The sequence below is a fragment of the Streptomyces flavofungini genome (assembly GCF_014650815.1).
Taxonomy (GTDB): domain Bacteria; phylum Actinomycetota; class Actinomycetes; order Streptomycetales; family Streptomycetaceae; genus Streptomyces; species Streptomyces flavofungini.
In genome coordinates this window covers 183,534-196,355 of the sequence record NZ_BMVR01000011.1, presented here as the reverse complement: position 1 = coordinate 196,355, position 12,822 = coordinate 183,534, and the positions used below count along the sequence as shown (strand labels likewise).

The window sequence follows — 12,822 nt, the reverse complement described above, 5'->3', positions numbered from 1 at the left end:
ACCCATGCCCCACGCCTCCGCGCCCGCGCCGTCCTCCGGCTCCGTCCACGCGCCGTACGCCGTGTGCTTCGTATGCACCGGCAACATCTGCCGCTCGCCCATGGCCGCGTCGGTCTTCCGCGCGCTCGTCCATGACGCGGGCTTGGACGGACTCGTCGTGGTGGACAGCGCGGGCACCGACGGCTGGCACGAGGGCGACCCCGCCGACCCCCGCACCGACGCCGTACTGAAGGCCGCGGGCTACGGGACCGACCACGTGGCCCGCCAGTTCCGGGCGGACTGGTTCGCCCGGCGCGACCTGGTGATCGCCCTGGACCGCGGCCACCAGCGCACCCTGCGCCGCCTGGCGCCCACGCCGGAGGACGCGGACAAGGTGCGCCTGCTGCGCTCCTACGACCCCGAGGCCGACGGCGACCTGGACGTCCCCGACCCGTACTACGGCGACGCCGACGGCTTCGCGGAGTGCCTGACAATGGTGGAGGCGGCGAGCGACGGCCTGCTCGACGCGGTACGGGACACGGTGGAAGGACGAGCGGCATGACGGACGCGGAGCGGATACCGGGGCACACGCCCGCCCCCGCGCACGCCGACCAAGGCACCGGTACGCCCGTGACGGACGAAAGCACCGGCGCATCCCCGACTGGCGAACACACCGGCGCGCCCCCGACCGGCGACGGCACCCGCGCGGTGCGGGCCGGTCTCCCCGAACCGGCGAAGTACGAGCCGACCCTCCCGGGCCCCGTGTTCGCCGCGCACTTCCACCTCCCCGGCGAGCCGACCGGCCCCTACACCTACGGCCGCGACGAGAACCCGACCTGGACCCACCTGGAGCGCGCCATCGGGGAACTCGAATCCCCCGCGGACGACTCCGTGGAGACCCTCGTCTTCGCGTCCGGCATGGCCGCGATCTCCGCGGTGCTCTTCTCGCAGCTCCGCGCGGGCGACGCCGTGGTCCTGCCGGACGACGGCTATCAGGCGCTGCCCCTGGTGCGCGAGCAGCTCACGGCGTACGGCATCGAGGTCCGCACCGCGCCCACCGGCGGCGACGCGCAGCTCGACGTGCTCGACGGCGCCCGGCTCCTGTGGATCGAGACGCCCTCCAATCCCGGCCTCGACGTGTGCGACGTGCGCCGCCTCGCCGACGCCGCCCACGCGCGCGGCGCCCTCGTCGCCGTCGACAACACCCTCGCCACCCCGCTCGGCCAGCGCCCCCTCGACCTCGGCGCCGACTTCTCCGTGGCCAGCGGTACCAAGCAGCTCACCGGGCACGGCGACCTCCTGCTCGGGTACGTGGCCTGCCGCGACGCCGAGTTGACGGCCGCCGTCCGACGCTGGCGCAAGATCGTCGGGGCCATCCCGGGGCCCATGGAGGCCTGGCTGGCGCACCGCTCGCTCGCGACGCTCCAGTTGCGGGTCGACCGGCAGAACGCGACCGCCCTGGCCCTGGCCGAGGCTCTGCGCGACCGCGCCGACGTGACCGGCCTGCGCTATCCCGGCCTGCCCGACGACCCCTCGTACAAGCTCGCGGCGCGGCAGATGCGGCGCTTCGGGTGCGTGGTGTCGTTCGAGCTGCCCTCACGCGCGCGTGCCGAGCGTTTTCTCGACGCGCTGCGGCTCGTGGACGACGCGACGAGCTTCGGCGGCGTACGGTCCACCGCCGAGCGGCGCGGCCGCTGGGGCGGTGACGCCGTTCCGGAGGGCTTCATCCGCTTCTCCGCGGGCGCGGAGGACGCCGACGACCTGGTGGCGGACGTACTGCGGGCGCTGGACGAGACGAGGGCCTGACCCGGAGCTCCCTCGCGACCTGGTGCGGGGAATACCCCCTGCGACCTGGCGGGAGACATCCCCTGCAGCCTGGCGAGGGCCCTCCGCCGCAGCCCGGCCCGGACCTCCCCGCCGCGTACCTGCGGACCGTCCCGGCTACGTACAACGGACAGTCCGAGCCTCCCCCCTCGTGGCTCGGACTGTCCCGGTTCTGCGCGCGAAGAACCGCGCGAACAAGGCTAGTTGACTCTGTGTCAGTGTCCAATCACAGTAGCGACAGCAACCTATCGACAAATTTATAGTTGGCGGGCGCCGGGGGCCGACAGGGGGAGCTGAAGGAGTAGGTGGCGACATGGATCTGGCCCTGCTGCGGACTTTCGTGACCGTGCACCGGGCGGGGTCCTTCACGCGGGCGGCGGCTCTCCTCGGTCTCTCCCAGCCCGCCGTGACCTCACAGATCCGCACGCTGGAGCGGCAGGTGGGCCGACCGCTCTTCCTGCGCCAGGCCCGCGGCGTGACCCCCACGACCACGGGCGAAGAACTCGCTCACAAGGCCGCCCCGCACCTCGACGCGCTCGTGGAGATCGCCGAGGCCGGGCTCGACAAGGACTCGTCGGTCCGCACGCTCCACCTCGCCGGGCCACCGGAGTTCACCGCCGAACGCGCCCTGCCCGCTCTCACCGCGCTGACCGGCGACGACGGCCACGGCCTGGCGCTGCGCGCCTCGTTCGGCAACGCGGAGGAGGTCCTGGAAGGGCTCGCCGCCGGGCATCACGACCTCGCGATCACCACGGCCCGCCCGCGCGGCGCGCTGCTCACCGCGACGCCCCTGTGCGACGAGGAGCACGTCCTGGTCGCCGCGCCGCGCTGGGCCGCCCGGATCGGCCCCGGCAAGCTGCGCCGCAAGGGCGCGAGCATGGTGGAGAACCTGCCGGTGGTCGAGGTGCACGAGTCGCTGCCGCTCGTCTCGCGCTACTGGGCCGCCGTCTTCGACTCCCGCCCCGCCGCTTCGGGCACCGTCATCGTGCCGGATCTGCGGGCGGTGCTCGCCTGTGTGACCACGGGCGCCGGGCTCGCCGTCCTGCCGCGCTACCTGTGCACCGCCGCCCTGAAGTCAGGAGAGGTGGTGGCGCTGCTGGAGCCGGCGGTGCCGCCCCTGCGGACGTACTTCCTCGTCGTACGCACCGGCACACTCGCCATGCCGCACATCGCGCGGGCGCACGAATGGCTGCTGCGTGCTGCCGCCAAGTGGATGTGAGGACGGTCCGGCCGGGTCGCGATGTTTCACGTGGAACAGTCCGGGCCACATTTCTCCCATGACCGTCCGACCCGTGGTCAAGCGCACCGCACGTGCCGTCCTCCTCGACGGGGACGACCTGATCCTCATCAAGCGGACCAAGCCCGGCGTGGATCCGTACTGGCTCACCCCGGGCGGCGGTGTCGAGGAGGAGGACGCGACCGTCATCGACGCGCTCCACCGGGAAGTGCACGAGGAACTGGGCGCCAAGATCCTCGATGTGGTGCCCTGCTTCGTGGACACCGTCGAGCACATCGGCGAGGACGGCGGCGCGACCGGCGTGAAGGTGCAGCACTTCTTCGTCTGCCGCCTGGAGTCCATGGACCTGACCCAGCGGCACGGCCCCGAGATCGACGAGCCCGCCGGTGAGTACGAGATCGTGCGGGTGCCGTTCACCCGCGTCGGGATCGCCTCGGTCCATCTGGTGCCGCTGTCGCTGCGGCACTATCTGGACGGGAACATCGAGGGCGTACGGGCGATGCACGCGCCCGACCTGGGCTGAGCGCACGTCCGGCCGGGCTGGGCTCGCACCCGGCCTGGGCTGACGGCCGACTGATCCGCGCGGGTCAGTCGGCGGCCGCGACCAGTTCCTCCACCGAGTCGTGCCGGATGCGGCCCGCCGGTATGCCCACGTCCCGCAGCGCGTCCACGCCGCTGCGGATCATCCCGGGCGGACCCGAGAGATAGGCGTCGTACTCGTTCCAGGGGCCGTACTCACGCACCGCGTCGGGCAGTTGGGCCCGGTTGTCGACGATCGGGCGGACGGCCAGCCACGGGTGGGTCTGCTGGAGGCGCAGCATCGTGTCGATGTCGTACAGGTCGTGGTCGGTGCGCGCGCCGTAGAAGACCTCGACCGGCCGCCGCCTGCCGTGCTCGGCGACGTCCTCCACGAGCGCCTTGATGGGCGCTATGCCGGTCCCTCCGCCCAGACACAGCAGCCCGCTGTCGGTCGAGTGGTCCACGGTCATCGAACCGGCGGGCGGGCCGAGCCGGACCACGTCGCCGGGGCGGGCGCGGTGTACCAGGGCGTTGGAGACCCAGCCCGCCGGGACCGCCTTCACATGGAACGAGAGCAGTCCGTCGGAACGGGGCGCCGACGCGAAGGAGTAGTGCCGCCATATGCGCGGCCACCAGGGGGTTTCCAGGCTCGTGTACTGGCCCGCGAGGAAGGGGTACGGCTGGTCGGGGCGGGCGGTGATGACAGCGATGTCAGGCGTCCTGAGGTCGTGCGAGACGACCTCCGCGTACCACCAGGCGGGCGCCCGCAGTTCGTCCTCGGCCGCCGCGTCGATCATGACCTGGGAGATCGTCGTGTACGCCCGGACCCAGGCGGCCTCGGTCTCCTCGTCCCAGCTGGCGCTCGCGTACCGGCTCAGCGCGCCGATCAGACACTCCCCGACGGCTGGGTAGTGCTCGGGCTGCGTGCCGTACTTGCGGTGTCCGCGGCCGAGATTGCGCAGATACGTGACGAGTACGTCGGTGTGGTCGATGTTCTCCGCGGCGGTCAGCAGCGCCTTGAGCAGCCGGTCGCGCTGGGTGTCCATCGCGGCCGGGAACAGGACGCGCAGGTCCGGGTGGCGGGTGAACAGGAGCGCGTAGAAGTACGAGGTGACCTTGTCGGAGACGGGTGCGATCTCGGCCATTGTGCGCTGCACGAGGACGGCGTCGGGGGAGGCGTCGGGCTGGTGGGGGGTGGGTTCGGCGGGGGCGGGGGTGCCTGCGTGGGCGACGGCGGCGGGCGCGTGGGCGTGTGTCTCGACGGCGGCGGTGACATGTCCGTGGGCGTCGACGGCCTCTTCGGCGTGGGTGCTGGCGGCTGGAGCCTCCGGCGTCGGCGGGGTCTCGGCATCCGGCATCAGGTCGGCCTCGGCGTCCGCGTCGGCCGCTGCGACCGTGTGCGTGACGTCCACGTCCTCCTCGGCCACCGCGTGCGCGACGTCCTCGTCCGCGTAACTCACCTGCGACTGGGGCATCGTGGCGGATATTCGCCCCGCACCGGCCTCCGTGCCGCCGGAGACAGCCGGTCTGCCGAGGGGCCGTATCGCCGACACCCGCCGCCCGGACGGCGCCTCCCTGGGCCCGTCCTCGGGTTCGGGCGCTGCCCCGTCCTGCTCCGCCGCCGGAGGCGCCTCCGCGCCCTCCTGAGGCCTTGGCGATCTGCGGGGCGTGAACCAGCCGCCAGAACCGCCGTTGTCCCCGGAAGTGCCGTTGCCCGCCGACGTGGTGGTCGGAGCGTCCATGCTGTGCCTCGCCTCGAACATCTCTCGGTCGGTCGTGCACTTCCTCAGCGGAACGTGCGTGCTTCCCTCGCTCTGCCTCGCCAGCCCATGTCGATCACATTGAACCCTGGCGCCCCAAGAGTTACGGACAAGTAGGGAGAGAATGTGACATTGGCCGCAGTCAGCTCATCCGCAGCATCGCAGCCGCATCCATTCTGCGGAGCACAAAGCCGGAAGTACGGGTTCTCGATCTCTTTGCCCCGTTAAGCTTTGTTGATCTGCGTCCGCGCCCCCTCGGTTGCGCCTCCCACGCCCCTGGCTCGAACCGTTCTCCGCCCCTGGCCTGAACCGGAGTCGACCATACCGGCCGCCGCTCAGCGCACAAGTACCCTTCCTTCACTCGGAATTCAAGGGTCCACCCCCATCAATTGCCTCGATTACCGGCCTGCGCACCAATTCGTACGCCTTCCACAAATCGCGTCCGACATACGTGTGTGTGGCCAGGTCGATCAGCCGCGGATCCGCGTTGACCGCGACCGAAACGGGCATCGCGGTGAACAGGTCCAGGTCGGACAGTGAGTCTCCGTAGGCAACGCAATCGGCCGGGCTCACCCCGAACTCTTCACAGAGCCGGTTCGCGATCTTCACCTTGGCCGCCGGGTCGAGGATGCCTTCGGGATTCACGGGCTCGGTGAACGGCACGGCCGGGAATCGCGAGCCGAACGCGGCATGGGCGCCCCACCCCAGCAGCCGCTCCACGAAGAACGACGGAGACAGCGAGACAACGGCGCAATAGTCGCCGTTCGCACGGATCTCGGCCCAGGTGTCCTGGATGCTGCCCAGCCACGGCGCCCCCTCGAAGGCCGCCGTCACATCGGCGTCGGTGAGGTCCGCCCACAGCGCGTGCACCCGCACCGCGTACTGCGGGGAGTCGATGTGCCCCGCGACGAAGTCCCGCTCCAGCTCCGCGATCTCCCGCTCCAGGCCGAGCTGACGGGAGATCTCCACGGGTGCGGCGGTGCCGTACAGCAGCGTGCCGTCCAAATCGAAGAGGTGTAGGCGTGCCATGTACGCCGAGGCTAGTACCCGCGGTTACTCCCGCTGTCAGACGCCTCGGCTCGCTTCTCCCGGCACCGTGTTTCACGTGAAACTACGCCGCCCCGCACGCCGGGCCACCCTCGTCGTCCACGTCGCCGCCTCCGCCGGCTGGCTCGGGCTCACGCTCGGCCTCGTCGCGCTCGCCGCGGCCGCGATCACCACCGATTCCGCCCCGACCATCGAGGCCTCCGTCCGCGCGATGAAGGTCTTCACCGACTGGCTGGTGCTCCCACTGGCCTTCCTCACGCTGCTGAGCGGTGTGCTGCTCTCCCTGGGCACGCCCTGGGGGCTCGCTCAGCACCGCTGGGTCTATACGAAGTTCTGGCTGACCCTGGCCACCGTCACCGCGTCGACCTTCGCACTGCGGCCGGGCGTCAACGACGCGGTCGCGACCGTGACCGCCGGAGAGCAGTTGGCCAGCTCGACCGACCTCATCGCCGGACCCATCGTCTCGATGAGCGCATATCTGTTCATGACGGTCATCTCGGTCCTCAAGCCCTGGGGCCTGACCCGGCGCGGTCGGCGCCTGCGCGCCACACACCGGACTGACCAGAAACAACTTGGCCAAAAGCAGCGTGCTTCTACCCACAAAAAGGTGGACGCCGAGGTCATGCGTCAGACAGCCTGACCCGCGTGTCGACACCTACCCTCTCCGCACTGCCCATCCGCAGGCTGACTCCCCGTGACCTCACGGCCTGCGCCGATCTGTCCGAGGACCGTGGCTGGCCCCGCGAGGAACACAAATGGGGCCTGCTGCTCTCGGCCGGAACGGGCTACGGCATCGACGACCCCGACCGCCCCGGCCTGCTCGCCGCCTGCGTCGTCACCCAGTACGGACCCCTGGAGAACCCCTCCCTCTCGGCGATCGGCATGGTGCTGGTCGCCGAGCGCCATGCCCGCAAGGGCATCGGCCGCCATCTGATGCGCAGCGTCATCGAGTCCGCCGGCACCACACCACTCACCCTGCACGCAACGCCGAACGGCCGTCTCCTCTACGAACAGCTCGGCTTCAAGACGACCGGCCGCGCCGAGATGGTCGTCGGCCGCTTCACACCCGCCACCTCGGACGCGCAGGCTCCGGGCGTCACCACCCGGGCGGCGACCGCGGAGGACCTGCCCACCCTCGTCAGGCTCGACACAGAGGTCTTCGGCCTCGACCGCACCCACGTACTGACCCGTCTCCCGGCGTTCACCGACCAGCTGAGGGTCGCGGAGGCCGACGGCGAGATCATCGGCTACGCAGGCGCATGGCCGAACATGGAAACCCACGTCGTCGGCCCGCTGATCGCCCGGGACACGGAGACGGCGAAGGCCCTCATCGCGTCCCTCGGAGCCCACACCGACCGGCCGCTACGCACCGACATCGACGTACGCCACGAGGAACTGCTCACCTGGGTCAAGGTCCGCGGCCTCGAGTCCGTCGCCTTCAACGCCGTGATGACGCACGGCGTCCCGGAGCTGCCCGGTGACTGGACGCGCCGGTTCGCCCCGCTGACGGTCGCCGCGGGCTGACAGCCCCGGGTCGCCGCGAGCGAGCACGTCGAAGCTCGCCCTCAAGTGCCTTGGTGTTTCCGGCACTTGAGGGCGGGCTTTGTCGCGGGCTTCATGGTCGCCTTCTGTGCGGCCTGCCCGGGCCCGCGGTCCGCTGACGAGCCCGCTACGAGGCCGTACTACCGCAGGAGTACGGCGGGGGACGCCGGGAGTGGCCGGACGCCCGGGAAACCGCCGCCGCAGCCGCGCTACGCGAGGGTCTTCACGGCCGCCGTCGCGAACTCGTGGTCCTGCTCGGGGGCGCCGCCACCGACACCGATCGCGCCGATGAGGCGGCCGTCACGGTGGACGGGCACGCCGCCCGCGATGAACAGCAACGGCCGGTCGAGGGCGGTCGGCAGGGTGTGGAACGGCGCGCCGGGCTGCACCGCGTCGACGAGGTCGGCGGTCGGAGCGTTGAGCTGGAGGGCGGTGAACGCCTTGCGGGTGCTGGTCTCGCCGGAGATCAGGACGGCCCGGTCGTCGCGCCGGAAGGCCAGGAGGTGGCCACCGGCGTCGAGGACGGTGATGCTCACCGTGACGTCTGCGGCCTCGGCGGCGCGGCGGGCGGCGGCCACGAGGACCTCCGCGTCGCTGGTGGTCAGGGGGGCGACCGCGGTGGTGGGGGTGGTGGTCATGAGGAGTTCTCCTTGGTGGTTCTGCCGGGGGGTGTGCGGGGTGCGGGATCTGGCGCGGGGTGCGGGATCCCGGGGGACCGGATCGGGGGATCGTGCGGGATGTGGTCAGTGGTGGACGGGCACCGGGGCCTCGGCCACGGTCACGGCTCCGGTGACGACCTTGCCGGGGGAGGTGGACCGGCGCTCCAGGGCGGCCGAGAGGATGGCCAGGCCGAGGGCGGAGGCGGCCAGCGCGGCGCCCACCCAGTTCGGCGCCGTGTAGCCGAAGCCGGCGGAGATCACGAGGCCGCCGAGCCAGGCCGCGAGGGCGTTGCCCAGGTTGAAGGCGCCGATGTTGGCGGCCGAGGCGAGCGTCGGCGCGGCGGCGGCCTGGTCGAGGACCCGCTTCTGCAGCGGCGGCACGGTGGCGAAGCCGAAGGCACCGATCAGCGCGACGGAGACGGCTGCGGCGACCTTGTTGTGCGCGGTGAGCGTGAACAGGGCGAGCACGACGGAGAGGGCGCCGAGCGAGACGTACAGCATCGGCATCAGGGCGCGGTCCGCGAACCGGCCGCCGATCAGGTTGCCGCCGACCATGCCGAGGCCGAAGAGGACCAGGAGCCAGGTCACGGAGGAGTCCGAGTAGCCCGCGACGTTCGTCATCATCGGCGTGATGTAGGTGATGGCCGCGAAGACACCGCCGAAGCCGAGGACGGTCATCGCCATGGCAAGGAGCACCTGTACGTTGCGGAAGGCGCCCACCTCGTCACGGAGCCGTACGCCTTCGGGCTTGGGGAGGTCCGGAACGAGCTTGGCGATACCGGCGAGGCCGAGCACGCCCAGCCCGGCGACGATGACGAAGGTGACGCGCCAGCCGACGACCTGGCCGACGAACGTACCGAGCGGCACACCGACCACGTTGGCCACGGTCAGACCCGTGAACATCATGGCGATGGCGCCTGCCTTCTTCTCGGGGGCGACGAGTTCGGCCGCGACGACCGAACCGATCCCGAAGAAGGCGCCATGGGCGAGGGAGGCGACGACGCGTCCGGCGAGCATCACGCCGAAGCTGGGGGCGACGGCGGAGAGCAGATTGCCCGCGATGAAGAGCCCCATCAGGAGCATCAGCATCCGCTTGCGGGTGATCCGCTGACCGAGGACGGTCATCAGGGGTGCTCCGGCGACAACGCCGAGGGCGTAGCCGGTGACGAGCAGACCGGCGGTGGGGATGGAGACGTCGAAGTCACCCGCGACCTCGGGAAGCAATCCCATGATCACGAATTCCGTGGTGCCGATTCCGAAGGCCCCGATCGCGAGGGCCAGGAGCGCGAGAGGCATGGAACTACCTTCCAGACGGTTGCAAGGGCGCTTAACGTGCGTCCACAATAGTTGCATGCGCGGGTTAATTGCAAGCGCGGGATATTGCGTCGGTGGACTATCCTGGACGCAACCGCTCAAGGACGCGGACAGCGACCGCTCGGGGACGCGAGCACCGACCGCTCAGGGGCGCGAGCAGCGACGGCTTGAGGACACGAGAAGTCACCCGCCACGGGAACCGTCCGAGCCGCACGAAGGCGTCCGGGACGCAGGAAGACGGAGGAACAGTCATGACAGCGACAGACCCCGCACTCACCGCCCTCGCCCAGGGCTGGTGCGCTCTCTCCCTGCTCCACGGGAAGATCGAGACCCATGTCGAGCGGGCCCTGCAGGCCAAGCACGGCCTGAGCGTGCGGGAGTACAGCCTGCTCGACGTCCTGAACCGCCAGCACGAAGGCGAGGGCGGCCATCTACAGATGAAGCAGGTCGCCGACGCCGTCGTCCTCAGCCAGAGCGCCACCACCCGGCTGGTCACCCGCCTCGAGGAGCGCGGACTGCTGTCGCGTTACCTGTGCCCCACCGACCGGCGCGGCATCTACACGGACGTCAGCGAGAGCGGCGCCGCGCTCCTCGGCGAGGCCCGGCCCACCAATGACGCGGCACTGCGTGAGGCCCTGGACGAGGCCGCCAAGAACCCCGAGCTGGCACCGCTGGTCCAGGCGGTCGAGGCGGTCCGCACGCCTGCCTAAGTCCGCACCCGTCTAGGTCCGCCCGTCCTCCCGGTCTGCGGTCTGCGGTCTGCGGTCTGCGGTCTGCCGCATAGGCTGCGGCCATGGGAGATCTTGAGATACGACCCGCCGTGCCCGACGACATCCCCGCGATCGTCGCGATGCTCGCCGACGACCCCTTGGGCGCCGAGCGCGAGTCCCCGGACGACATGACGCCGTACCTGCCGGCGTTCGAGCGGCTCGCCGAGGACCCGAACCAGAACCTGGTCGTCGCCGTGCGCGAAGGCCGCGTGGTGGGCACGCTGCAGCTGACCATCGTGCCGGGCCTCTCCCGCAAGGGCGCGGTCCGTTCGATCATCGAAGCCGTCCGCGTGCACGCCGACGAACGGGGCAGCGGGCTCGGCACCCGCTTCATCGAGTGGGCCGTCGACGAGTCCCGGCGACAGGGCTGCCAGCTGGTGCAGCTGACCTCGGACGTCAAGCGCACCGACGCGCACCGCTTCTACGAGCGCCTGGGCTTCACGGCCTCGCATGTGGGCTTCAAGCTCCAGCTCTGACCGCGTGGGCGGCACGGGCCCTGACGCCGGATACCGAGTGCCGGGTACCGAGTGCCGAGTGCCGAGTGCCGGGGTGGCCTGTTTCACGTGAAACATGGCGAAGCAGGACACCTCAGCACCTCGTGGCCGCTCCAAGGCCGCCACAGTCGTCCGACGGCTCGCCCAACAGCTCGGCGCAACGACTTGCGTGACGCCCTGTGCGACGGCTTACGCGAGCCCGCGCCAGCCCTCCGGGTCCACCCCGCCCGGCACCGGCGCCCCCGCCTCGTACGGCTCACGCGTGAAGACGAACGACGCGAGGTCGAGGTGGCTCACCGAGCCGTCCGCCCCCCGGACGGCCTCAAGGCGCTCACCCGCGAAGTAGCCGTCGAGCCCCGTCCACGTCCCGTCCCCGTTGGGCCGAAACCGCGAACCGCGCCCCGCGCCCGCCAGCGGCCCCACCTCGACCGCGCCCTCGGCCGCAAGGCGCAGCACGTACACGCCGGTCCCCCAGTACCAGGGCCCCGCCAGCTCCAGCACGGCTGGATCGACCTCCGGCAGCGGCCGCCACGGCTCGGGAATGCGCGGCTCGGCCTCCGCCACGATCTGTACGAGTTCCGCGGCCACGACGGCCACCGGCAGCCCGGACGTGCAGTTGGCAAGGACCACCGCCCCCACCCCGTCCTTCTCGCTCGTCCACAGCGACGCGACGAACCCGGGAAGCGAGCCCGTGTGACCGGCCAGCGTGTATCCCTTCCCGCCGACCAGATCCACTCCCAGCCCGTACGTCCGCTCCCACTCCCCAGCCTCCGCGGGCGCCGACGGAGTCTTCATCTCGCGGACCGAATCCACGCCGAGCACCCGGTCGTCGCCCTCCATCAGGAAGACGGCGAACCGCGCCAGGTCGGCCGTGGTGGACCACAGCTGTCCGGCCGGTGCCATCAACCCCAGGTCCTCGGTGGGCTCGGGCAGCATGACGTCCGCCCAAGGGTGCACCGCCCAGCCACCGGCGTGCGGGGCCTGCGGGTGGCCGCTGGTGCGGCTCAGGCCGAGCGGCTCCAGGACCTCACGCCGCAGCACGTCCTCCCACGGCTCGCCACGCAGCGCCTCGATCAGCGAACCGAGCAGCGTGTAACCGGGGTTGGAGTAGTGGTGCCGCCGCCCCACGGGGTGCTTGAAGGGCCGCCCGCCGAGTACGTCGCTCAGCTCGGGGCGCAGCGAGGCCGAGCTGCGTTCCCACCAGACACCCGGCGTCTCCGCCCCCAACCCTCCCGTGTGCGCGAGGAGTTCCCCGATCGTCACCTCGCCCGCGCCGGTGCCCGGCAGATGCTTCTCCAAGGGGTCCGAGAGGTCGAGCACACCCTCATCACGCAGGCGCATCACGAGGACCGCGGTGAACGTCTTGGTGATCGATCCAATGCGGTACTGCACGTTCTCGTCCGGCGCGTGCCCCGCCACGCAGGAGCGGGCCCCGGTCCACGCCAGCTCGCCGTCGCGGACGACCGCGGCGACCAGCGAAGGGGCTCGCCCTTCTGCCTGGGCCGTGGCGATGCGGTGGGTCAGGGATCGGCGGGTGCTGGGAAGCAGCTCTTCATGAGTCATGGGGCCAGTCCATACGGGTGGGTGGCGCGCGTCGAGTCAATTCCGGTGTCGGCTCCTGACCTGGCGGGACATGTTTCACGTGAAACACCTCTCGCCGCGCGTGGCCGCCGTCCT

The 12,822-nt window shown here is 71.2% G+C and carries 13 protein-coding genes; 8 read left to right on the top strand and 5 right to left on the bottom strand.

The annotated features are described in order from the left end of the window. Positions 1-4 precede the first annotated feature (4 nt). From IE274_RS27460 to IE274_RS27445, 4 genes are all read left to right on the top strand, one after another. Entirely contained in the window at positions 5-541 is a 537-nt protein-coding gene (locus IE274_RS27460; protein ID WP_190118574.1) for a low molecular weight protein-tyrosine-phosphatase, read from the top strand. Next, positions 538-1,785: a cystathionine gamma-lyase gene (locus IE274_RS27455; protein WP_233102537.1), complete on the top strand. Its 1,248-nt coding sequence runs from the start codon at positions 538-540 to the stop codon at positions 1,783-1,785. Before IE274_RS27460 ends, IE274_RS27455 begins: the two co-directional genes overlap by 4 nt. Positions 1,786-2,116: 331 nt before the next feature. Continuing rightward, on the top strand, positions 2,117-3,022 hold the full coding sequence (locus IE274_RS27450) for a LysR family transcriptional regulator (RefSeq protein ID WP_190118573.1): 906 nt from the start codon (positions 2,117-2,119) through the stop codon (positions 3,020-3,022). A gap of 58 nt (positions 3,023-3,080) precedes the next feature. Next, a complete protein-coding gene (locus tag IE274_RS27445) occupies positions 3,081-3,563 on the top strand; it encodes an NUDIX domain-containing protein (RefSeq protein WP_190118572.1) in 483 nt (160 codons plus the stop codon). Between the two features lie 64 nt (positions 3,564-3,627). On the opposite strand, the gene IE274_RS27440 is transcribed toward IE274_RS27445, so the two are convergent. Next, complete coding sequence (locus IE274_RS27440) at positions 3,628-5,301, bottom strand: globin domain-containing protein (RefSeq protein ID WP_190118571.1); 1,674 nt, start codon at positions 5,299-5,301, stop codon at positions 3,628-3,630. Positions 5,302-5,676: 375 nt separating this feature from the next. Then, on the bottom strand, positions 5,677-6,348 hold the full coding sequence (locus IE274_RS27435) for an HAD family hydrolase (protein ID WP_190118570.1): 672 nt from the start codon (positions 6,346-6,348) through the stop codon (positions 5,677-5,679). Positions 6,349-6,424: 76 nt separating this feature from the next. Between IE274_RS27435 and IE274_RS27430 the strand changes: the two genes are divergently transcribed. Both IE274_RS27430 and IE274_RS27425 read left to right on the top strand, forming a co-directional pair. Beyond that, positions 6,425-7,006, top strand: a complete 582-nt coding sequence (locus tag IE274_RS27430) for a DUF2269 domain-containing protein (protein ID WP_190118569.1) — start codon at positions 6,425-6,427, stop codon at positions 7,004-7,006. 5 nt (positions 7,007-7,011) lie between these two features. After that, positions 7,012-7,890, top strand: a complete 879-nt coding sequence (locus IE274_RS27425; RefSeq protein WP_190118568.1) for a GNAT family N-acetyltransferase — start codon at positions 7,012-7,014, stop codon at positions 7,888-7,890. Between the two features lie 227 nt (positions 7,891-8,117). On the opposite strand, the gene IE274_RS27420 is transcribed toward IE274_RS27425, so the two are convergent. Together IE274_RS27420 and IE274_RS27415 are read right to left on the bottom strand one after the other, a co-directional pair. Continuing rightward, positions 8,118-8,546 (bottom strand): GlcG/HbpS family heme-binding protein, encoded by a 429-nt coding sequence (locus tag IE274_RS27420; RefSeq protein ID WP_190118567.1) that lies wholly within the window; start codon positions 8,544-8,546, stop codon positions 8,118-8,120. Between the two features lie 105 nt (positions 8,547-8,651). Beyond that, positions 8,652-9,863, bottom strand: a complete 1,212-nt coding sequence (locus tag IE274_RS27415) for an MFS transporter (protein ID WP_190118566.1) — start codon at positions 9,861-9,863, stop codon at positions 8,652-8,654. Between the two features lie 269 nt (positions 9,864-10,132). Between IE274_RS27415 and IE274_RS27410 the strand changes: the two genes are divergently transcribed. Next, positions 10,133-10,591 carry a MarR family winged helix-turn-helix transcriptional regulator gene (locus IE274_RS27410; protein WP_190118565.1) on the top strand — a complete coding sequence of 153 codons (459 nt, stop codon included), beginning with the start codon at positions 10,133-10,135 and terminating at the stop codon, positions 10,589-10,591. 83 nt (positions 10,592-10,674) lie between these two features. Then, positions 10,675-11,127, top strand: a complete 453-nt coding sequence (locus IE274_RS27405; protein ID WP_190118564.1) for a GNAT family N-acetyltransferase — start codon at positions 10,675-10,677, stop codon at positions 11,125-11,127. 207 nt (positions 11,128-11,334) lie between these two features. Here the strand turns inward: IE274_RS27405 and IE274_RS27400 are convergent, their stop codons facing one another. Continuing rightward, positions 11,335-12,708: a serine hydrolase domain-containing protein gene (locus tag IE274_RS27400; protein WP_190118563.1), complete on the bottom strand. Its 1,374-nt coding sequence runs from the start codon at positions 12,706-12,708 to the stop codon at positions 11,335-11,337. Positions 12,709-12,822 lie beyond the last annotated feature (114 nt).